Origin of the sequence: Pseudanabaena sp. PCC 7367, from assembly GCF_000317065.1 — a bacterium.
In the GTDB taxonomy this organism is placed as follows: domain Bacteria; phylum Cyanobacteriota; class Cyanobacteriia; order Pseudanabaenales; family Pseudanabaenaceae; genus Thalassoporum; species Thalassoporum mexicanum.
This window is the reverse complement of the sequence record NC_019701.1, coordinates 1894923-1917750: the sequence shown is the minus strand read 5'-3', so window position 1 is coordinate 1917750 and position 22828 is coordinate 1894923. Positions and strand designations below refer to the sequence as shown.

The window sequence follows — 22828 nt, the reverse complement described above, 5'->3', positions numbered from 1 at the left end:
TAGATGTTGTAATTAGATTAATTGACTTAACAGTTTAAGGCAGTGGGAATTTGTGGGAATTTGTGGGTTGTTGAGGATGAGAATGTGGGTAACGACTGAGCATAAGCTAGGCTTATATATTTCTTTAATGATTAATAATGCTTGTATATAAGTTTATTTGGTCGGTTTTAACGTTTTTTAAAGTATCGATCGCGTTTACTCAGTAGCAGCCATAGAGCGATCGCACACCTCAAAACCACTAACCCCAAATGCAGAAAATGTGATGTTTGATCAGCTTAAATCATCATTAGCATCACTTATATTTGCTGATTAAATAGTGTCACAAGTGGCTATAGCGCTTGTCTAGAGGTCTGTCTGGTAAGTCACGAAGAGTATGAGAATGCGCAATCTGAGATGCTTACCAAGCCGGATCAAGCCCCGAATACCCTGAATTACTCGGAATCATCATCATCAAGAGTATCGAGATCGTCAAGAGCAACAATTTCAGCCTTGAAGAACTTGGCAAACTCCTGGATTTTGGTTGGAATATCAGCGGTTGCTGTGGTTGATGGGTTAGACCGATCTTCCGATCGCTCCGGGGCAGAGGGCTGTGGCGATCGTTTTAGATCATTATTTATGTCACTGTCAGCAGTTGGGCTGATGGCCTGAGGCGGGGCATTGTTTGGAGGATTTGCGCTATTAGCCTGGTTAGGAGGTGGGGGTGGTTGCACTGCGATCGGCTGGCTAGTATTACTAACATTGCTATTACCGCTCGGCGGATCATGAGTCGGAATGGCTGGATTGGGGTGATCGCCACTATTTAGAGTACTGGTTACATTGCTGGGAGCCGATCGATTTATGGTTGGTTGCGGCTGAGATTTTGGGTTGGGTGAATTGCTTTTGCTACTAATTCGGCCAACCTCAAACTTGACCTTGACCTGGCGCTGGAAAATGCGATCGCAAACCTCATTGATTTCTGATTCCTTGCGGGCGGCAATATCCCTGAGTGTTTTGTTTTTGAGCCCAATCCGTACCTGTGAGCCATTGATCCCCAGGAATTGACCATGTTCTAACAGCAAAGCTCTGGTAGGCCGAGAAAGATTGTTAACTAACTCTTGCCATGCCGCACTGAGATCAACGCCATAGGCTTCAGGTGCGGGGACTGGTGGGAGCGCTTCAATTGGCTCCGGTACTCCTGCTGTTTCGGGCACAGATACTGGAATATTAACTGCTGACTCTGCGACCTTGGGTGGTTCGGGATTACTGGAAATGGCGGCGATCGGGTTGGGAACCGGGTCAATCTGCGGTTGAGATAAGGGTGGCGATGGTTGAACCGATGGGGTGGCGGTTGGGATTGGGTTGGGTACTGGTGCGATGTTTAGTGCTGGATTAGGAACTGGGGTTGTTGCGATCGTAAAGGCAGAAGGTTGCAGCCCCAACAAGGTCACTTCCAGCCACAGTCGCGGTTGGGTGGTGTTTTTAATCTGCACTTCGGCATCGCGTAAATGCTGTTGCCCCTTCAATATCACGGCGCGGGAGAGGCTATGGGCTAGTTGATTGAGGCGATCCCAACCATAACTGGTGAGGGCGACTAGATCATGACGATCGCTGGCGGCCTGGGCAATCAGCAAATCTCGATATAACCCGGCCAAGTTTTGCAACACAATCAAGGGCTCACGACCTCGATCCATCACCTGGCGTACCTTTTCCAGGATTTGGGTGGAATTGTCAGCGGCGATCGCGGCAATTAAATCTAATAAATCCCGTTCTGGTACAGAGCCAACCAGATCCCACACCGCCTCGATCGTGATTTCGCCCTCCAGCAAACTGAGTTGATCGAGCAAACTTTCTGCATCGCGTAGGCCACCCTGGGCGATCTGCGCCACTAAAATCAACGCTTCTTGGGTGATTTCAATTTGCTCCGTGTCGGCGATCTCGCGCAAATGCGCCACCATCGCATCCAGCGGAATGCGGCGAAAGTCAAACCGCTGGCAACGGGAAATAATTGTGGATAAGACTCGTTGTGGGTCAGTGGTAGCCAGAATAAACACCACATGTTCCGGTGGTTCTTCCAGGGTTTTGAGCAGGGCATTAAATGCGGCGGTGCTGAGCATATGACATTCATCGATCGCATAGACCTTATACCGCGCCTGGACGGGGGCAAATTGCGATCGCTCAATTAATTCCCGGATATTATCAACGCCAGTATTGCTAGCCGCATCGATCTCGGTGACATCCAAAGCAATCCCCTTGGCAATGCTCTGGCACATGTCACAGGTGCCACAAGGGGTGGGGGTAGGCGCATCATAGCTAAGGCAATTGAGGGACTTGGCCATGATTCGAGCAGTTGAGGTTTTGCCCGTGCCCCTGGAGCCAGTGAATAGATAAGCAGGGGCGATCCGCCTTTGGTTGATCGCATTGGTCAGGGTTCTGGCGATCGCTTCTTGACCGATTAGGGCGGCAAAAGTCTGGGGGCGATATTTATGATGGAGGGGTTCGTATGCCATACCAGCTCAACCTTATATTAAATGCGACATATTAAATGCGACATTGCGATCGGCAAACTTTTATTAAACAGATATTAAACAGATATTAAACGGAGAGATCAAACTTAGAGATCAATAAATTAATGCATAGGGTAATTAGGATACTAGTTAAGATCGAGGGCACAGGCTAGGAAATTGAAATTACGGAATTATTTAAAACTTAATTACCCTGACTACTAAGCACCGCAACCATCCCAACCTTAGCAAACTCTATGCCCCAGCAATAACAGGAAATTAGAGCTACTAATAACTACATATTGATCCTAGTATCGTTCCTGCCTGTATTTGAAATAGGTTATCCTGACGTTACCATCTCCAAAAGATACAATGCCTTTAAATTAGGGCCTTTAAATTAGAGCAACTGCCAAAATAGAGTTATATGAGCCGATCGCTCTCTTATATTGCATTTATTGCTATTGCATTTATTGCTATTGCATTTATTGCCTTCTCGATTCTAGATATTAACTATTTAGCGCCTAAAAACTACATCATGATTTCTGTATCTGCCCAATTTGAACAGCTCCGCGCCAAAGGCCAAGCCGCCTTGATTCCATTTTTGACCGCTGGCGATCCTGACCTGGATACCACCGCAAAGGCGCTGAGCGTGCTGGATCAAAATGGAGCGGACTTAATCGAATTGGGTATCCCCTATTCCGATCCTCTGGCAGATGGGCCAGTAATCCAGGCGGCGGCCACCAGAGCCCTGAACCAAGGCACCACCTTTGCCAGAGTGATGTCTATGCTGCATTCAGTTGCGCCCCACCTGCGATCGCCAGTGATTTTGTTTACCTACTACAACCCAATCCTGAATATGGGGATCGAGAAGTTTTTGCAAAGCATTTATGATGCTGGAGCCAGGGGCTTAGTAGTGCCGGATCTGCCCCTCGAAGAATCGGAGGTTTTGCTGCAACCCGCCGCAGAAATTGGCATCGAAGTGATTTTGCTGATCGCCCCCACCAGTCCACCAGAAAGAATGAAAGCGATCGCCGAAAAATCCCAGGGCTTTATTTATGTGGTCAGTACCACCGGGGTAACGGGGATGCGTGACCAAATGGCCAAGGGGGCAAAGGAGATGATCGAAAATTTGCGCACTCTGACCGATAAGCCGATCGGTGTGGGGTTTGGTATTTCGCGGCCAGAACATGCCCGGCAGGTAATTGAATGGAATGCGGATGCGGCGATCGTGGGTAGTGCGATCGTGAAGCGGTTGGCTCACGAGGGTGGCTTGATTGAGGTGGCGGAACTGTGCGCCAGCTTAAAACGGGCGATCGGCCATGTTGGCTAGCCTCAACTAATTTTTAGCCGTTGATGTTTGATGTTAATTTTGTTCCGGCGATCGCCAGATCCAATAACTCCATCGGATGCATCACTGGCAAATCAATCCCCTTGAGCTGCAAATGCTGTCGGATTTGCAAGGTACAGCCCACATTGGCCGACACAATCAAACTTGCGCCCGTATTAACCAGGTTATCTACCTTTTGTTGTCCCAGCTCAGCCGCTACCTCTGGCTGCAAAATGTTGTAAACACCAGCACTACCGCAACAAAGCGCCGCATCGATCGGTTCACGCAACTGAATCTGCGGGATTTGCTTAATCAAGCGACGGGGTTGGACACTAATTTTTTGACCATGCAGCATATGGCAAGCATCCTGATAGACCGCCGTTAGAGGCTCAGGTTGCAATGGCGAAAGTTCTGTAACCAAGCCCACCTCATCAAGAAACTCCTGCACATCGCGCACCTTGCTCGCAAACACCGCCGCCCGATCGGCATATTCAGGATCATCCTTAAGCAAATTGCCATATTCCTTGAGCGTATGACCACAGCCCGATGCATTGATCAAAACATAATTGACCTTTGCGGCTTCAAAGGTATCGATCGTCTGTTTGGCTAATTCTTTGGCCTGCTCTTCTTCACCCTGATGGTGGGACAGCGCCGCACAACAGCCTTGATCCCTTGGCATCGCTACTTCAAACCCATTCGCGGCCAAAACCCTAACCGTTGCCTCGTTTACCTGGGGCAAAAATACCCGCTGCACGCAGCCCAGCAATAGCCCCACCCGATCGCGCTGTGTACCCTGGGCTGGCACTAGTTCCGGTAGTCGATCGCTAAATGCGCCAGATGGGATTGGTGGTAAAACCGCTTCCATCGCCGCCAATTGCTGGGGTAGGAGTTTGTTAAGTAGGCCAGTTTTTCTAACTAATTTTTGTAAGCCCGATTTTTGATAAAGATTCAGGGGTGCAAGCAAAAGCCGCAGCCGATCGGGATAGGGGAAGGTCTTAAAAATTAACTGACGTAATAACTTTTCGCCGATCGACCTTGGATGGTTGCGATTCACCTGGGGGCGGGTTGCCGCAATCAATTGATCGTATTCCACGCCACTGGGGCAAGTGGTGACACAGGCCAAACACCCCAAACAGGAATCAAAATGTTCGACGGTGGCAGGGGAAAGGGGAATTTTACCTTCATTCAGGGCATCCATCAGGTAAATGCGGCCACGGGGCGAGTCGGTCTCCTTGCCGATCACGCGATAGCTAGGGCAAGTTGCCAGACAAAAGCCACAATGCACACAGGCATCGATCAATTTGGGATCGGGTGGGTTCTGGCGATCGAAGCTAGGTTGAATTTGTGCTTCAGATTGGTCATTTATTTGGGCTGAGGAGGAGTGAGAGGAGTGATCGGAGGTTTGCATAGGTTAATTGGGGTTGGTCTATAGCTGGGGCGATCGCGCTAAGTGCAGTTGAATTTTCAAAATTGGCATCTTAAACATTGGCATAGATGGCTTAACGTGCGGATCACCTATTTTTAGCTTAACTGGAGTTATGGTCGATGGTTGGGCTAATCGCCAGTTTTTGCCAACCCAAATAATAAGCAAAATTAATAGCTGGGGGTTAATAATGCGATCGTAGCGGCTTATCGGTGTGCAGTTTTACTTGAATTGTTTGAAGGCATAAATCCCCGCTAGCCTTGATCAGAGCCTTCAGTATCTTCATTAAATAGTTAAACAATCGGCGCATTTACTGATCGTTTACCAAGGAAAACTAAGGGAGAGCAAATGGTATCGATTGGATCTATTGATAGCTGCTGGCCAAGCGATCTGGCAGTTATGGCGATCTTTAGATGTATTTTGATTTTCAGAGCCCAAGTAAATTCGTCTCAAGGCCACCAGAAATCTCGCAGCATCAAGCAATTTAAGAATCAGGTAGCAAAGTTGACAAATCGATCGCGCCTTGTCCTGGTTAGGCGAAAAGTGCTAAGAAATGTTAATTTGGTTATGAATTCCTAACTAGTAAACCCATATACAAAATTTAGATATTAAATAATGGAATCTGCGATCCCCTATTATTATTTTCCTAGCGCTCCCCCCTATCTCCTCTGTGCTTTTGCCCTAGCTGCGGGTATTGCCTGCGGTACGGCCTTTGAAGCCACGCTCAAAACATTGGTCAAAGAATGGCAACAAAACCGCACCAAAGAGAACTTTTTAAACCTGAGTGGGTTGAGCATCCAGGTTCCATATGCTGGGATTACCATTTCGATCGCGGTGTTTCTGTCCGCTGGCCTGGAAATTTTTGGCCTGCCCCGCAGCCTAGCCTATCCCTTTGCTGGGTTGCTAACCGCTGGCTCATCTTGGTTTGTGTGGCGGCAACTGGGTAAGCTATTAGTAGAATTAGAAAAAGGTGGCTCGGCAGCAATGGATTTAGATATCTGGGACATTGATAATATTGGCCGGAAGCCAACCTCTGAGCAAGAATAGTTGCGATCGACTAGTACGAAATTAGCCATTAGCTAGCTAGTCAGCATGTTTGGTTAATTGTGCAAGTGAATTAAGGGTAACTAATGCAACCCTGGTAATTGCATTGAGTTTGAATGATTGGGCTGACTTAGATATCTGTCTACATCTGTCTACATCCGTTTATGTCCGTCATCCGGATTGAGTTAAGGTTGCGATCGCCAATATTCAATGGTCAAATTTCGATCGGCCAATAATCATTAAGTTGGTTTATGAATTTGGTTGGTTTAGCCTCCTTTTAACCTCCTATAGAGGTAAGCAATTTAGACCAAACTCAATGTTTTTATACTGGGTTTTTATACTGGATTAGGCTAATTTATTGGGCTTTGGCTACATCAATCCAGACCTAAAAACATCTAAAAAACATACAATGGTTTAGATATGGTTTAGATAAGGAAATAACTGAGACCAGGCAGAAATAATTGATTAGCCAGCACCAATCGGGGAAGAAAGATGGAAGCCAATGATTTCCTTGCACAACATAAACTAGGCAGAAAAGATTTTGCTAGAAGCGATCTTAGTAAAGTTGATCTCAGTCAGAAAGATCTGCATAAGATCAATCTGAGCTGGGCAACCCTGATTAAGGCCAATCTCAGTAGTACCAGGCTGTGTCGTGCCAATTTGGTCTGCGCCGATCTCAGTAATGCTAACTTGCGGGGCGCTGACCTCCACCGGGCAAACCTGCGGCGGGCGAATTTGGTCAAGGCGGATTTGCGAGATGCCGATCTGCGGGATACCGATCTACGTGGCGCTGATCTAAGCTGGGCCTATTTACAAGGGGCTAAGATGCAAGGGGCTAAGATGCAAGATGTGAAGATGGATAAGGTGGTCTGGCGCACGAAGAATCAATACCATCTCTAGATATTTGACCTAATTAGCCGCTTAGAATTAGCTAATCAGATTTATTCAGCCCCTATGTCGCAACTCATGGCATATTGGTTTAGGATCTTTTCGCTCAAATAATTAGGGTAGTTGCGAGTTAGGAATAAAATGTCGATCATGCGTTCTCACTATTGTGGTCAAGTCCAGGCCGAGCACATTGATAAAACCGTAAATTTGTGCGGCTGGGTTGATCGTAGACGCGATCATGGCGGCGTAATTTTTCTGGACTTGCGCGATCGCACTGGCGTGGTGCAAATTGTTAGCGATCCTGAGCGCACCCCCGACTCCTATGGGATCGCTGGCGATGTGCGCAGTGAATATGTGGTACGCATCACCGGGCAGGTGAGCAAACGCCCCGATGAATCCCTGAACCCGAAATTAGCCACCGGTGAGATTGAAATCTATGCCGAGTCGATCGAAATTCTCAATTCAGTCAGTCAATCGCTACCTTTTTTGGTGTCGGAAACAACCGAGAACATCAAGGAAGAACTGCGGCTGAAATATCGCTATCTGGACATGCGCACCGATCCGCTGCGCAGCTATTTGCAGTTGCGCTTTGAGGTGGTCAAGGCAATCCGCCGCTACTTAGAAGACAGTTGCGGGTTTATGGAGGTAGAAACGCCCATCCTGACCCGCTCTACCCCAGAAGGAGCCAGAGATTATCTGGTGCCCAGCCGGGTTAACCCTGGTCAATGGTTTGCCTTGCCCCAATCGCCCCAATTGTTCAAGCAATTATTGATGGTGGGTGGTTGCGATCGCTACTATCAAATTGTGCGCTGTTTTCGGGATGAAGACCTACGTGCCGATCGCCAGCCCGAATTTACCCAACTGGATATGGAAATGAGTTTCATGTCCCAGGAAGAAATTCTGCAACTGAATGAGGGCTTAATTAAGCATATTTTCAAGGCGGTCAAAGGGATTGATTTGCCGACGTTTCCGCGTATGACCTATGCCGAGGCGATCGATCGCTATGGTTGCGATCGCCCCGATACCCGCTTTGGCATGGAGCTGGTGAATGTGTCTGATTTGTTTGCTGATTCTGGGTTTAAGGTATTTGCCCAGGCGATCAAATCCGGTGGCATTGTGAAGGTGCTGCCAATTCCCAATGGTGATGGCGCAATCTCCAACACCAGAATTAAGCCCGGTGGTGATCTGGCTAATCTGGCAGCCCAATATGGCGCGAAGGGCTTAGCTTATATTCGGGTCAAGGAAGGTGGCAAAATCGAAACGATCGGCGCAATCAAAGACAATCTTACGGAAGCAGATAAACAAACCCTACTGGCACGCACCAAGGCTGAACCAGGTACATTGCTGCTGTTTGGCGCAGGTAATAGTTCGATCGTGAATGAATCACTTAATCGGGTACGTTTGGCGCTGGGCGAGGAACTGGGCTTGATCGATCCCGACAAGATAAATTTGCTCTGGGTGACTGACTTTCCCATGTTCGAATGGAATGCAGACGAAAAGCGCCTGGAAGCCTTGCATCACCCATTTACCTCACCCAACCCAGAGGATGTTAAGCCTGACCAACCGATCGACCAAACTACCCGATCGCTGGCCTATGATTTGGTGCTCAATGGCCTGGAACTGGGCGGTGGCTCGGTGCGGATTCATCGCCGCGAGATGCAGGAAAAAGTATTTGCGGCGATCGGCCTTAGTTATGAGCAGGCCAAGGAAAAATTTGGTTTCTTGCTAGAAGCCTTTGAATATGGCGCACCACCCCACGGTGGGATTGCCTTTGGCCTCGATCGGTTGGTGATGATGCTGGCGGGAGCAACTTCAATCCGCGACGTGATCGCCTTTCCCAAAACCCAACAGGCCAGGGACTTGCTCACTGATGCTCCGGCCACGGTGGATGAGGCTCAGCTTAAGGAGCTGTATGTTAAGTCCACACCACCACCTGCTAAGGACTCGGCTAAGGACAAAGATAAAAATTAATTTAAAAAGATTAATTCAAATAGTCTGCCACTGATCACCCAGTAAAATTGGCAACATTGGGTAGATGAATGCCTGGGTTCATATGGGGTAATGTTAACTAGCTTGGTAATAGTTGCCTCTTAAAGTTAAGCTCAGATAGTGGTATCTGCGCTAATTCATTATTAATCCAGCATTACCCAAATGTTTTTCATATTGATTGCACAGATGCCCCGTGGGACTTGTTTCCTCTGGGATGTTTCGCTAACCGCACTACATTCATCCACCGATTTAATAATCGCCTTTTCTTACTTTTCGATCCCTGCTTTGATATTTGCTAATCGACGTTTAATCACTCCAGGCGCTAAGCCCCTGCTGATATTATTTGCAGCATTTATTATAAGCGGCGGCATTGGTCACCTAATCCAGGTCTGGAATATCTGGCATGATAATTACTGGATAGAAGGAATTAACAAGGCAATTACGGCAGTGGTTAGTGCATATACTGTCATGCAACTCACCAAGATGATCCCGGTTTTATTCAGTGCTCAGAAAGATCTAGAAATTAGCCAGCAATTAGTGAGAACTGATGCTTTAACAGGATTGGCCAGCAGACGTGCCTTGAATGAGGCGATCGCCAGCGCCTTGGTAGATCTATGCGATCGAAATACTAGCTATATTTTGATGTTGTTAGACCTGGATCGATTCAAGCAGGTTAATGACAGTCTGGGGCATCCCGCTGGCGATCGGCTCTTGCAACAGGTGGCAAAACTCATGTGTAAACAGGTTCGCAGCAGTGATTTGGTGGCGCGGCTAGGTGGTGATGAATTTGCCATCTTACTTGCAGCATGTCCATTACCCAGGGCGATCGTAATTGCTGAGCAACTAAGAAATACAATTGCAAACATGGAATTTGAACATGATCATAAAATCTATAGATCGCTGATTAGTGCTAGCATTGGAGCCACTACAATTGATGCCAGCATGAGTGCAGAAAGCCTCTACCACCAGGCCGATCGCGCCCTCTATTGTGCTAAGCAGCAGGGCAAAAATCAGGTTACCTGGGCAAATAAAGATTTAAAGTTTTAGTTAATTTTGATTGTTAAAGCCTAAATTAATGCAAGGCTAGCTACGGGTAAAATAGGTTTTAATAATTTGCAAGATTTTTTGGCTGGCAGTGCCATCACCAAAAGGATTCACACAATTAGCCATAGTTTCATAGAGCTGCCGATCGCTAAGTAGATCACTAGCAGCCCCGACAATCTGGTTAGTATCAGTGCCCACCAACCTAGCCGTACCCGCCGCGATCGCCTCTTGTCTCTCTGTCGTCTCGCGCAACACCAGGACAGGCTTACCCAAACTGGGTGCTTCTTCCTGGAGGCCACCGGAATCAGTCATCACCAAATAGCAGCGCTGCATCACCGCCACCAATTGTTCATAATCGAGGGGATCGGTCAGGAAAATACGTGGATGTTTTCCCAGCAAGCTATGCATCGGCTCCCGCACGATCGGATTGAGATGTACCGGCAGCACCAGCGCTAGATCAGGGAACTTAGCCAGGATTTCTAGCCAAGCATGGCAAATTTGCTGCAAGGGCTCACCCCAATTTTCACGCCGATGCACGGTCGCCAAAATCACAGGCTGTTTTTGCCAATCTAAGCCAGCAATCTCGCACTGGGGCGATCGGCCAGACACATGCAACAACGCATCGATCACAGTATTGCCAGTTTGATAGGTATGCCTGGTAATCCCAGAGCGAGCCAGATTGATCATCGCACCAGCGGTGGGGGCAAAATGGAGCTGGGCGATCTGAGAAATTAAGCGGCGATTGGCTTCTTCCGGATAGGGCTGGAATAAATCATCGGTGCGTAAACCGGCTTCCACATGCCCAACCGGAATTTTTTGATAGAAAGCGGCCAATGCAGCAGCAAAGGCAGTGGTAGTATCACCTTGCACCAGCACCAGATCTGGTTGAATTTCCTGAAAAAGCTGTTCTAGGCCAGCCAACGCCAGGGAGGTAATCTGGGTCAGCGATTGCTTTGGTTGCATGATTGCCAGGTCATGATCGGCGGTGAGTTCAAACAATTGCATCACCTGCGAGACCATCTCTCGATGTTGACCAGTCAGAACCACAGTTGCGTTGAAGTCCGCCGAGTTTTGGCGCAAAGCCTGGATCACAGTTGCTAGTTTGATCGCTTCTGGGCGCGTACCCATAACGACACATACATGAATTGGGTGGGGCTGCACGAATGTTTAATACTCAAAAAATACTTTGTTTATGCCGAAGTTATATCGAGGTTTTGCTGGGTTGGCTTGCTTGGCAGGGTTAATGTTGTTGATCGAAATTAGGTTCTAGCAGCGATCGAAACTTGCTCAAGCTGGCTCTGTTCGGTCGGCGCTTGGTTGTTTTGACCAAATAGACCATTCAGCCCCATCATAATTAACACTATCACCACCGACAGAGCGGTAAACTGAGCAACCTGCATCACCAGGGTGGGGCTGCCTGAACTGGTACTGGTTTTGCCCTGGCGATCGCTGGTTTGCGCTCCACTTGCTAAGGTATCAGCCTGGTTACTTGAATTGTCAATGGCTGGATCAGCTTCGATCGCACTTTCTAAATTATCGTTAATATCGCTGATCTCTTGACTGCGGCTCGATTGATCATATTGACCAGCATCAAGATCACTTAGCTGATTAAAATCACCAAAATTATCCAGCAGCCCATTCACCTGTGTCGAGTCACTTTGTGGCAGCGGCATCACTGCATCAAGGGGGGGGATTTCCGCCAAATCTCTGGCCAACTCAGCATTATACTCAAGCTCATCCTCGCTACTGGCATTATTAATCCCAGTAATCATTTCATCAATTGCGGTAATCTCTTCGAGTTCCTCCGGCGTGGTTTCTGTTGTGGTTGCTGGCATTTGCGATCCATAAATTGGCTGCCAATCTGGCTCATTGTCCTCAGATATACGATCGAGATTTTGGGCTTCAGGTTCAGCTAGCCAAAATTCCTTCCGCCAAGCTGGTTTTTCCTGCCCCGATAACTGCCAGGAGACTCTGGCCTTGGCGATCGATTTTACTTCCAACGCCAAGAGCCATTTTTCAATCATAGTCACCAGCGCTTCTTGATTCGGCACCTTGTAGTCAGCCGTTAGCGAGGGGCGATCGGACTCGATTAAAATATCCAGACAACCCGCATCACGATGGATATCTGCCATCATGCCCTGGGATTTTAACTGCCGATTCATCAGTGCGGCGATCACTTTGACATTTCCCTGTCTTGCTTGCTCAAGAAGCCGATTTGGATCTTTCATGTATCTTTCATGGCTGCGAATGATGGCACATGCACCACCAATGGTTAATGGGTTATGGGTCTAATCGATTGTTACTGGTACTTTATCCTGGCGCTACTGGCGCGATTTGAATTTAGTCTTAATACTTAATAGTTAAGTTTTAATATTTACTATGCAATCGAGTACAACCAAAGCCACCGATCGAATATACAAATATCGAATATACAAATATTAAATGCTAGCCACCCTGAGAGATTTTTAATCAACCAACTAGCCAGATTATATTAGGCTGAATGCCCTAGACTCAACTAAATTAAAAAGCCCTGTAGTCAGTTCTGGCTAAATTCTGGATAGATGGAGTTCTGGATCAATACCGCTCAGAAAGACTGATATGACTGATATGACTGATATGACTGATATGTTGGTATTCAGACATATGCGCCCTAAGTCCTAAGCGCCTAGTTTTAGCGTAAAAGTTTCATCCTGCAAATTCTGACTTTTATATTAAATATATTAAACATGATCACAAATAGATAGCTGCGGCATTTTAGTCAGGCACCCCATGTCTTTAAAAAATTTAAAGTCGCTTTAAATTAGAAACTTAAGAATATTTAGGCTAGTTTACTTCCCATATCCAGGTAAGGCTGCTAACCTGTTAAAAATTCAGTAAGCTTAATTATCGTCCAATTGCATCTAGCCTTCTTAAAGGCATGGTGTATAATGCGGTCGTTAGATTTCCTCCTCACCCTAGCAATATTGATCAGCTTGCTTTATAATCACGGTTTCTAGAATTAAACCCAGTCAAATATAAAGTTTAGTTTTCAGCTTCTAGCCAAAGTCAATCCTGCTTTGCTGTTTGAGTATTGTTGAATTTTTTAGAGTAGCTTAGTGTTTCATTAGGACTGTTGCAGGTGCGAATACCCCTAGACTACTATCGTATCCTTGGCTTACCCCCAGAAGCCTCAACCTCTGACCTGGAAAAGGTGCAGCGCGATCGCACAGCTTCGATGCCGCGCCGCGAATATTCTGATGCGGCGATTGAGTCTAGGAATCGGCTGATTCAAAAGGCCGCCAGAGTATTAACCGATCCAGAAAAACGCCAGGCTTATATTCAAACAATTAGGCCAACCAATAGCCAGGCAGTTACTAGCGCAGACGCTGAAAATAGTGCTGCTGGTTCGGAGCTAGATTCATCTGCAAATGTCGTAACTGCGCCACCAACGCTCGAAATAGACGATCGTGATTTTGCCGGAGCCCTACTATTGCTATATGAGTTGGGCGAATATGAACAAATTTTGGCGATCGCCCAGCCCTATATCAATCTCGATAAGAGTAATTTTCAGGCCGATCAATCTAGCAATGACCCGGATGTAATTCTCACCGTGGCACTTGCCGATCTAGAATTGGGTCGCCAAAGCTGGAAGCAAGGCCAGTATGAAGCAGCAGCACAGTCATTGGAATCATCTCAGGGACTCCTTCTGCGGGAGGGATTATTTTTAACGATCCGTAGTGAAATCCAGGCCGATTTATTCCGCTTGCGCCCCTATCGCATTTTAGAGCTACTGGCGGCGGGGGGCAAAAATGCCGCCGATCATCGCCAAGGATTACTTTTGCTCAAGGAAATGCTGGATGCCAGACGGGGGATCGATGGCAGTGGCAATGACTACTCTGGCTTGAATATTGACGATTTTCTGCGCTTTATTCAGCAATTGCGCGGTTATATGACCACCGAGGAGCAACAGCTTCTATTTGAAGAAGAAGCAAAACGGCCTTCGCTGGTGGCCAGCTATCTGGCGGTCTATGCCCTGATTGCCAGAGGATTTTCCCAATCCCAGCCGGCTTTGATTCGCAGAGCCAAAGGGCTATTGGTGCGGCTCAGTAGTCGCCAGGATGTGCAGCTTGAACAGGCTGTCTGTGCCCTGTTACTCGGCCAAACTGAAGAGGCCAGTAGTGTGATTGAACTCAGTGGTGAAGCTGCCCAAATTGATTTTATTCGCCGTAATTCAGAGGGCTCACCGGATCTTTTGCCAGGGCTTTGCCTATACACAGAAAGATGGCTCCAGGAAGAGGTATATCCACACTTTAAGGACCTGATCGATCGCCAGGTTTACCTAAAGTCCTACTTCGCCGATGAGCAAGTCCAGGCCTATTTAGAAGAGCTACCCAATGCAGTAGCTGCAGGCACTAGCTCAGAATGGACTGTGGAAGGGATTTCCAGTTCTGCGAGCACTACCACAGCAACCAATCCCTGGCAGCGAGATCCAGCTAGTTCTAATCTTCCCAGTAACGCCAATAATGCGACCGCAGCACGTAGACCAACCAGCCCCCCTGATAAAGTGCAACCGCGCCGCCCAGCTAACTCCAAGCCAGCTAGTGTAAATAGCACCAATGGTAGCTCGATCGCAAATCGCAGTAGTAGTAATGGCCGATCTAGCAGCCCTAATTCCCACAGCCCAACAAACCAGCGCTTGACAACGTCACCAAAAACGAATCGTCAATCTGGCGCAACCCGCAACGGCAAACGTTCCTCGCTAAATGGAGCTACTGGTGTTGGCGGTAATCTAGGTAATCCCAACCGCACCAAGCCAACACCCCTAACTGAAGAGGTTGCCTCACCGGCAGTCAAAAAAGTGGCGGCTCGCAAAAGACGTAAAAATGTCCAAACCGGTAGGTTTTTAATTCTGGCGGTGGCAAGTTTGGGGATGCTGGCGGTAATTGTATCCTTAGCAGCCTGGGGTTGGCGATCGCTAATTACACCACCAGCCGAGAATTCCTTTGCCCAACTAGAAACCCCATTATTACCGCTCAGCGATACGGTCAGTCAGGCCACCGATAGCATTGATGCTGCGCCAGGACCGATCGACAGCGAACGAGCCAGCCAGTTAATTGAATCCTGGCAAGTGGTTAAGTCTAAGGCATTGGGAAAAGAATATGACATTGATGCGCTGGCGGGAATTTTGACGGAACCCGAACTGAGTCAATGGCGCGATCGGGCTGAGCAACTAGAACGGCGTGACTCTTATTTGCAATATATTCCCAACTCGGTAGAAGTGCAGGAAGTATTGACCGATGGCGAAGATCGCGCCACGGTAGTTGCGGAAATTCTGGAAACTCGCAATTTCTTTAGTAGTGGCAATCTTGACCCCACTGCTTCTAAAACTGACTCAAATTACCAGGTTGAATATGATCTGGTGCGAGAGGATGATAAGTGGTTGATTGAGCGTATGATTGTACGTGACTAAGTTGTGGTTATTCTAGTTTTAGTTATTAGTTAGTTTAGTCTGGTTTAAACTTTAAGCTTTTGAGGCTTTGCAACTAATTACTAGCAAACCTAGCAAAACTGGTCAGCCAGTCAGGAGCGAGTTTGGGAATAGATATTAATGAAATTTAGTCAGTTGCTAAACCAACTCGACGTTAGTAAATCGGCGGCAAAAATTGAGTTGGGCAGCGATCCGGACATTACGGGATTGTCTACCCTTGAATCGGCTCAGGTAGAGCAGCTCGCTTTCTTTGAAAATATTCGTTTTTTTAGTCAGTTGTCCCAAACCCAGGCGGGAGCAGTTTTGGTTCCTGACAATGCTGAAGCGATCGCCCTGATGCAATCGCGGCAAATTCCGTTCGCAGCAGTAGCTCAACCCAGGTTGCTATTTGCCCAAGCTCTGAATATTTTTTATCAGCCCTATCAACCGCCGGCGGGGATTGATCCATCCGCCTCGATCGCGGCAAATGTGGCGATCGGCACGGATGTTTACATTGGCCCTAATGTGGTAGTTCATCCCAATGTACAAATTGGTGCGGGGGTTTATCTCCATGCCAACGTGGTGATTTATGCGGGGGTAACAATTGGCGATCGCACCGTGATTCATGCCAATACCGTCATCCATGAGCGCAGCGTAATTGGCAATGATTGTTTAATCCACAGCGGCGCGGCGATTGGCTCAGAGGGGTTTGGCTTTGTGCCCACGGCTCAGGGCACCTGGACCAAAATGCCCCAAGCGGGACGCACAGTGCTGGCCGATCGGGTCGAAGTAGGATGCAATGCGGCGATCGATCGTGGTGCGATCGGTGACACCTACATTGGCACTGGCACCAAAATTGATAATCTGGTGCAAATAGGTCATGGCTGCACCATGGGCAATGATTGTTTGTTGGCTGGGCAAGCTGGTTTGGCCGGTGGCGTTAAACTGGGTAAGAATGTAATCCTGGCTGGCCAAGTGGGCGTGACTAATCATTTACAAATTGGCGATCGCGTCATTGCTGGAGCCCAGGCTGGGATCGCCCAGAATGTACCAGCAGGAAGCCAGATTCAGGGCACACCTGCCTTTAGCCAGAAAGTATGGTTAAAAGCTTCTGCCCTCTTTCGGCGCTGGCCAGAAATCTATAAAATGATTAAGCAAATCCAACGGGATCTCGAAGAAATTAAAGCACGACCAAAATGACTGTAAAAACTGCCGAAGAACTATTTGAGGAAGGCTTGACCCGATATAAAGCAGGGGATGAGCTGAGCGAAATAATTCCCATCTTCAAAACCGTGTGCGATCGCCAACCCAAGATCGCCAGTGGCTGGACTTGTCTATCGTGGCTATACCTATTAGATGGCAAAGCAACCCTTGCCTATAAGGCCGCTCAGAAAGCAGTAAAGCTCAACCCAGAAGACCCCCAAGCCAGGATTAATATAGCGATCGCCATGCTCGAAACTGGCCAAAAAGGGGTTCGCACCCACATCGAAGCCGCCCAAAACTGGCTCATGATCCTAGAGGATCTTAAACCAGAAGTTGTTGAGAATTTTGAAGATGGGATGCGTCGCCGCCCCAATTGGGCTAATCTAGAAAGAGTCAAAAACTGGGTTTTGGATAATTAGACTTAACCTGTTTAAAAATTTTACACTTCAACTAGTTTTTGATTTTTTAAAATATCGATATAAAGCTTTACTCAACGTAATTGAATCAATAGTAAAGCTAATCAAAAGTTAACGTAATATCTCAGTTTGTGATGTTACTCTAGATTTCACTACCAAATTAAACTTAATAACTGTAATTACTGGTGATACGGAGATAGATAAAATGGATAACATGACCAATGTTGACGGCGTACGCGTAAGACCTGATACTCGTAATCACAAAGGATTTTTTGTTTTAGAGTCTACATATAAATTAGTTGACGTTAACCAGAATGGATGGGCTTTGATCTGTCTTGATGATGCAACATGTCATTATGTTGATCCAGATGATCTCAGAATGCCCAGAAGCTGGAAGAAGAAGAGTAAAGAAAGTAAGAAAGGCTCTGCTGTAAACGCTTAGTTTTTTGATATTTTTTGATTCTAGATTTCTAAAACCTAGTTTTTCAGATTAAAGGTGATAGAGAACAAATAGGTGTCAAGAAATTAGCTCTAAAGCTTATTGCAAGCCAAACCATAAGGTGATCAATATCAAATAAAAAATCACATTCAGTGAGGAGAATCAATTAATTTCTCTATATTCTTGAATTAATTGCTTTACTAAATCCGATCGATTGTGAAATAAATAACTACAACTAAATATTATTTTTTAAATAATTTAGCTGCCTAAACAGATCAAACGGTTCTAGGCAGCTAGTTTAATTTTGCAGCTAGTTTAATTTTAAGGATGAAGAGAAAAGATGATTAGGTAATTTTTAATTACTAGTTATGCGGAAATAAACAACTCGCACAAATTCTCAGGTAATCGAGCCAGCTTGTAGTAACTGCTATGAAGCGAGTCCACAAGACAAGATTATCTTGCAGAATCGCCAACCAAGTCACCGCAATGGCACTAGTTGCTTAGCAATAAAGCTTTACTTAATAAATAACTGGGATACTGAATCTCTACTACCAGTTAGGTATCCTAATAAGGATCGATCGCTTTATCTGTATCGCTTGAGACATAAACAAAAATCAATTTTTTTGTCATTGCCTATCACCTAATTAACAGGCATCAGGTTTTAGTAAAGAATCCACAGGTCGATCGGTTAGCTGAATTACAATAACGACTCTTTTTACAGCTAATTCCCGTTCAATAAATATGTAATTTCTACATTTTAGATCGGAAGTGTAAAAAAATATTTAAATTTATAAGTCTTGCATTTGTAGCCTTGGATCTGACTCAACATAATTGCCCCAAAAGCTAAAGCTCCCGTTTGATATGGATTTGAGTAGTGAAACATCTCGATTAAAATGTCTTCTCCAATCAGAAACAACGACCCATCTGCTTGGAGTTTGACTACTTCGATCGGAGGAAAGAGCTATTTTCGGATAAGATGAAATGTGACGGTTAAGCAAAACGCACTTTTACTTTTATTATTTCGATCGGGAGATTCAAATCAACATGCTCACACTCAAGATAGTTGTTTACGTAACTGTCATATTTTTTGTTTCCTTATTCATATTCGGCTTCCTTAACAGCGATCCCAACCGTAACCCCAATAAAGACGTTGATCAGTAAACTTACTCTGCCATAATGGCTACTGTTGAGCTGCTTGTTAGAAGCTAAGTATTATTAGGCTTAGATTATTAGCAGGCAATCGATTAGCTAAATTAGGTTTAAGTTAGGCTGATCAACAAAAAAGCTGCTCAGGTAATGGGCTCAGCCATATAATTTAATTTCTTTTAATATTCATAGATAGAATAGATAAATTGGTGGGATTCAGGTTTAGATCGCGTATTCGATCGCATCCCTGAAGCAAGCCCTGGGTATAATTCACGCTCCTGTTAAGATTGAAGTCGATCGATGGAAAGTCGATGGAAAGTCAATAAAAAGTCGATAAAAACAGTGGCTGCATTTAGTTGAAAACTGAATGATCGCTTAAATATTAGATTCAGGGCAGCAATTTCGTCAGGCTGCCCTCTTGTTTTGGCAGTTTTTGTAAGGATTTGCCAATAATCCTCCGACCGGAGCTTATCAAGAAAAGTATTAATGCGCGATGCTAAAACCTACGTACTGACAATATTTGTTACCCTGGCGTAATGGTTACATTAATTGAAAAAAAAGATGATCGCGCTAATCAAAGTGATTGGCGATTGCTGCGGCGACTAAAACCATATGCCAGTCGTTACCGCCTTGATCTAATTGTGGCGCTGTCTTTGCTAGCACCATTATCGATCGCTAACGCAATCCAGCCGGTTTTGGTGCAAAAAGCGATCGATGGGCCGATTAAAAACAATGACATCATCGGTTTACGCTGGCTTTGTCTGGTGCTATTGCTAACCGTTGCAGCCAGATTAATGCTCCAGGCCTGGGAAGGTTTTCTGGTGCAGAAAGTAGGCCAACGGATCACCGCTGATATTCGCAATGATTTGTTTCACCACATTACGCAGCTTTCCACCAGCTTTTTCGATCGCACTCCGGTCGGCAGACTTGTCACCCGCCTCACCAGTGATGTTGAAGCCTTGGGAGATGTATTTGCCACTGGCGCAGTGGGCATTTTCAGTGATCTAGCTTCGATCGGTGTAATTGCCATAGTCATGTTTTTGATGCGCTGGGATCTGGCCTTGATGCTGGTGCTGTTGATTTTCCCGATCACCGGCTTGATCGTCTATTTTCAGTATGAATATCGCAAGGCTAACTTCAAAGCCAGAGAACGGCTTTCGGAATTAAATTCAATCCTGCAAGAAAATATTATCGGCGTAGGCATTGTCCAGTTATTCCGCCGTCAGGGCAAGAACTCTGAACAACACCAGAAGGTGAACGATCGCTACTTGCGCCAGGTTAATAAGACTATTTTCCATGATTCTGCTGTTTCTGCGGTGCTCGAATGGATTGCCTTCATGGCGATCGGGGGTGTGCTGTGGATTGGGGGCGGTCAGGTGGTACAAAATAACCTTACCTTTGGCGAACTATCGGCGTTTATTTTGTTCTCGCAGCAATTATTTAACCCACTGCGGCAACTGGCGGAAAAGTTCACCGTGATTCAATCGGGCTTTACGGCGATCGAGCGGATCAATGGGATTATGGATCAACCGATCGAGGTGCGTGATCCAGACCAGCCAATGCATTTACCAGCCACCAGCCAAGGTGAAATTCGGTTTGAACATGTCACATTTGGCTATAAACCCGGTGACTATGTGCTAAAAGATCTAGATTTTGCGATCGCCCCTGGTGAGAAAGTTGCCCTGGTTGGGCCCACTGGCGCTGGCAAAAGCTCAGTAATCAGGCTGCTATCCCGTTTGTATGAACCAAACCAGGGACGCATTTTGATCGACGGGGTGGATATCAGAGATCTGGCTCAACAGGATCTGCGCCGACATTTGGGCGTAATTTTGCAGGATGTGTTTTTATTCTCTGGCGATGTCAGAACCAATATTAGTTTGGGGGAAGACTATTCTCAGGCCGAGGCGATCGCCGCTGCCAAAATGATGAACATCGATGAATTTATCCGCGATCTGCCCCAGGGCTATGAAACCCAGGTGCGTCAGCGGGGTTCTAATTTGTCCGGTGGCCAAAAACAATTATTAGCCTTTGCTAGAGCTGCCATCCGCAGCCCCAAAATCCTGGTACTGGATGAAGCCACTTCTTCGCTGGATGTGGGGACTGAATACCTAATTCAACAAGCCCTGGAGCGATTATTAGAAGGGCGCACCGCGATTATTATTGCCCACCGCCTATCAACGATCCGCAATGTCGATCGGATTCTGGTACTCAAGCAAGGTGAGGTGGTGGAGATGGGTAGCCACGATCAGCTCATGAATGCAGATGGTATGTATGCTAGTTTGTATCAACTTGAAATGATGAATGCGGTTAGCTAATATTCAGCTTATAATCAAGATATAGTCCTGGGCGATCGGCTAGCTCTTTTTGCTGAGATCTTTTTGCATAGTTTATGCCGAAACCGCCTAACAGAAATTGCCCTAAAAAATGTGAAAAAGCGCCTAGATGTACTACTGGTTGATCTAAAGCTTGTACCTTCGCGGGAGCAAGCCCAGCGCTATATTCGGGCGGGTTGGGTTCAGGTGAATCAAACTGTAATCGATAAGCCGGGTACAGCGATCGCCACGGATGCAGATATTCTGGTTAAGCAGCGATCGCCTTATGTGTCGCGCGGCGGTGAAAAATTGGCGGGAGCTTTGCAAGAGTTTAAAATAAAGGTAAGCGATCGAATTTGTCTGGATGGTGGTATCTCTACTGGCGGGTTTACCGATTGTTTATTGCAAAATAGGGCTGTCAGGGTCTATGGTGTAGATGTTGGCTATGGTCAGGTGGCTTGGAAGATCCAGAGCGACGAACGGGTGGTAATTAGAGAGCGAACTAACCTGCGCCATCTCAGTGCCGATCAGCTTTATCAAGCCAATCAGCCAATTGCCGATCTGGCCGTATTAGATTTATCGTTTATTTCCCTAACCAAGGTGCTGCCGAATTTGTGGCAGTTGCTGCGATCGCCCCGTGAGGCGGTTCTCTTGGTAAAACCACAATTTGAGGCTGGCAAAGCGCAGGTAGGCAAAAACGGGATTGTCCGCGATCCGCAGGTGAGGGCAGAGGCGATCGATCGGGTGATCAAAGCAGCAACGGAAATAGGTTGGCAGTTTAAGGGGATCACACCTGCAGCGATCGCAGGGCGCACCGGAAATCAAGAATATTTACTTTGGCTAGCAGAGGGGCAGGGGGAGATGAGATCAACTCCTGAGCTAGCAGAAATTGAGCGAATCACTTCCGTACAGTAGGACTGGCGTTACTACTGAGTTATTACTGAGGGGAAAGCAGATGCGAATAGAGATGGATTTGCCTGAGGATTTGGCAAAAAAAGTTCAATGTTATCTAGATGAACACCCAGAAGAGGATCTTAATAGCTTTATCAAAGAAGCTTTGGAAATGAAGCTACTACCGCAGGATACGGCTTCTTTGCTGGAGATGGCTGGCCTGGGACTTGACAAGGATTTTAGTTTTGATCTCAGTTCATCGGGCAGTATGTTTGGGGAGTAATTAGTTTTATGAATGAATGGTTTGGTTCTTCCTGGCAATTTGCTCCGACATAATCCCTTAGCATAGAATTAGGGTTAATAATTTCAGGAGCAAGTCATATGAAGATTGAGATCGACATACCTGATGACATGGCTAAGTAGCTAAGTATATTCAAGATTATCTGGACAAGCATCCAGAGGAAAATGCTTATGCTTTGGTAAAGGAAGCTTTGGAAATTAAATTTTTACCCAGAGATACAGCCAAATTACTTGAATCGGCAGGGGTAATGAAAGGTAATAGTCCCCGTGAGGCTGTACAAGCCATTTAACATGGTTGCAGATTTAGGTCATGGTAGCGATCGCGGGTGAGGTGGGCAGTCATTACCTGGCCATCATCCAGCACCACCTCCCAACCAAGATAAATAATTCGATTGGCTGGCAGCTATGAATGCTTAAGGCAATGTTAAGTTTAGTGAAAATAGCCCCTAGAGAGCAATTTCAGACCTGCGAGGGGATCAT

General features: G+C 46.5%; 17 protein-coding genes and 1 pseudogene. 13 read left to right on the top strand and 5 right to left on the bottom strand.

Translation table 11 applies throughout. The annotated features are described in order from the left end of the window. Positions 1-431: 431 nt before the first annotated feature. Positions 432-2486, bottom strand: a complete 2055-nt coding sequence (locus PSE7367_RS07505) for a DNA polymerase III subunit gamma/tau (protein ID WP_015164768.1) — start codon at positions 2484-2486, stop codon at positions 432-434. 529 nt (positions 2487-3015) lie between these two features. Here PSE7367_RS07505 and trpA point away from each other — a divergent pair. Beyond that, positions 3016-3810: a tryptophan synthase subunit alpha gene (gene trpA / locus PSE7367_RS07500; protein ID WP_198013450.1), complete on the top strand. Its 795-nt coding sequence runs from the start codon at positions 3016-3018 to the stop codon at positions 3808-3810. A gap of 13 nt (positions 3811-3823) precedes the next feature. On the opposite strand, the gene PSE7367_RS07495 is transcribed toward trpA, so the two are convergent. Continuing rightward, complete coding sequence (locus PSE7367_RS07495; RefSeq protein ID WP_015164766.1) at positions 3824-5215, bottom strand: (Fe-S)-binding protein; 1392 nt, start codon at positions 5213-5215, stop codon at positions 3824-3826. 630 nt (positions 5216-5845) lie between these two features. Here PSE7367_RS07495 and PSE7367_RS07485 point away from each other — a divergent pair. The 4 genes from PSE7367_RS07485 to PSE7367_RS07470 all read left to right on the top strand — a co-directional run bounded on the left by PSE7367_RS07485 (position 5846) and on the right by PSE7367_RS07470 (position 10198). Continuing rightward, positions 5846-6277, top strand: a complete 432-nt coding sequence (locus tag PSE7367_RS07485; RefSeq protein ID WP_015164765.1) for a hypothetical protein — start codon at positions 5846-5848, stop codon at positions 6275-6277. A 489-nt stretch (positions 6278-6766) separates the two neighbouring features. Further along, complete coding sequence (locus PSE7367_RS07480; protein ID WP_015164764.1) at positions 6767-7174, top strand: pentapeptide repeat-containing protein; 408 nt, start codon at positions 6767-6769, stop codon at positions 7172-7174. 138 nt (positions 7175-7312) lie between these two features. Then, positions 7313-9133: an aspartate--tRNA ligase gene (gene aspS, locus PSE7367_RS07475; RefSeq protein ID WP_041698368.1), complete on the top strand. Its 1821-nt coding sequence runs from the start codon at positions 7313-7315 to the stop codon at positions 9131-9133. A gap of 180 nt (positions 9134-9313) precedes the next feature. After that, a complete protein-coding gene (locus tag PSE7367_RS07470; protein ID WP_015164762.1) occupies positions 9314-10198 on the top strand; it encodes a GGDEF domain-containing protein in 885 nt (294 codons plus the stop codon). Between the two features lie 36 nt (positions 10199-10234). Here PSE7367_RS07470 and wecB read toward each other — a convergent pair whose 3' ends face one another. Together wecB and PSE7367_RS07460 are read right to left on the bottom strand one after the other, a co-directional pair. Then, positions 10235-11356, bottom strand: a complete 1122-nt coding sequence (wecB, locus tag PSE7367_RS07465; RefSeq protein WP_015164761.1) for a non-hydrolyzing UDP-N-acetylglucosamine 2-epimerase — start codon at positions 11354-11356, stop codon at positions 10235-10237. Between the two features lie 98 nt (positions 11357-11454). Next, positions 11455-12423: a hypothetical protein gene (locus PSE7367_RS07460; protein WP_015164760.1), complete on the bottom strand. Its 969-nt coding sequence runs from the start codon at positions 12421-12423 to the stop codon at positions 11455-11457. A gap of 890 nt (positions 12424-13313) precedes the next feature. Between PSE7367_RS07460 and PSE7367_RS07455 the strand changes: the two genes are divergently transcribed. From PSE7367_RS07455 to PSE7367_RS07425, 8 genes are all read left to right on the top strand, one after another. Continuing rightward, positions 13314-15644, top strand: coding sequence for an IMS domain-containing protein (locus PSE7367_RS07455; RefSeq protein WP_015164759.1), 2331 nt, complete (start codon positions 13314-13316; stop codon positions 15642-15644). Between the two features lie 138 nt (positions 15645-15782). Then, positions 15783-16841, top strand: a complete 1059-nt coding sequence (lpxD, locus tag PSE7367_RS07450) for a UDP-3-O-(3-hydroxymyristoyl)glucosamine N-acyltransferase (protein ID WP_015164758.1) — start codon at positions 15783-15785, stop codon at positions 16839-16841. Continuing rightward, the gene (locus tag PSE7367_RS07445; RefSeq protein ID WP_015164757.1) at positions 16838-17263 is read left to right on the top strand and encodes a tetratricopeptide repeat protein; all 426 of its coding nucleotides are present in this window, start codon (positions 16838-16840) and stop codon (positions 17261-17263) included. Before lpxD ends, PSE7367_RS07445 begins: the two co-directional genes overlap by 4 nt. Before the next feature lie 202 nt (positions 17264-17465). After that, positions 17466-17702 (top strand): hypothetical protein, encoded by a 237-nt coding sequence (locus PSE7367_RS07440; RefSeq protein ID WP_015164756.1) that lies wholly within the window; start codon positions 17466-17468, stop codon positions 17700-17702. 1041 nt (positions 17703-18743) lie between these two features. Beyond that, positions 18744-18860, top strand: a complete 117-nt coding sequence (locus PSE7367_RS21115) for a photosystem II reaction center protein I (protein WP_015164755.1) — start codon at positions 18744-18746, stop codon at positions 18858-18860. 521 nt (positions 18861-19381) lie between these two features. After that, complete coding sequence (locus PSE7367_RS07435) at positions 19382-21160, top strand: ABC transporter ATP-binding protein (protein ID WP_015164754.1); 1779 nt, start codon at positions 19382-19384, stop codon at positions 21158-21160. 111 nt (positions 21161-21271) lie between these two features. Then, positions 21272-22072: a TlyA family RNA methyltransferase gene (locus PSE7367_RS07430; protein WP_015164753.1), complete on the top strand. Its 801-nt coding sequence runs from the start codon at positions 21272-21274 to the stop codon at positions 22070-22072. Between the two features lie 40 nt (positions 22073-22112). Next, positions 22113-22331 carry a DUF2811 domain-containing protein gene (locus tag PSE7367_RS07425; protein ID WP_015164752.1) on the top strand — a complete coding sequence of 73 codons (219 nt, stop codon included), beginning with the start codon at positions 22113-22115 and terminating at the stop codon, positions 22329-22331. A gap of 303 nt (positions 22332-22634) precedes the next feature. On the opposite strand, the pseudogene PSE7367_RS23140 reads toward PSE7367_RS07425, so the two are convergent. After that, positions 22635-22742 (bottom strand): annotated as a pseudogene (locus PSE7367_RS23140) (TOBE domain-containing protein); the annotation flags it as partial. Between the last annotated feature and the right edge of the window lie 86 nt (positions 22743-22828).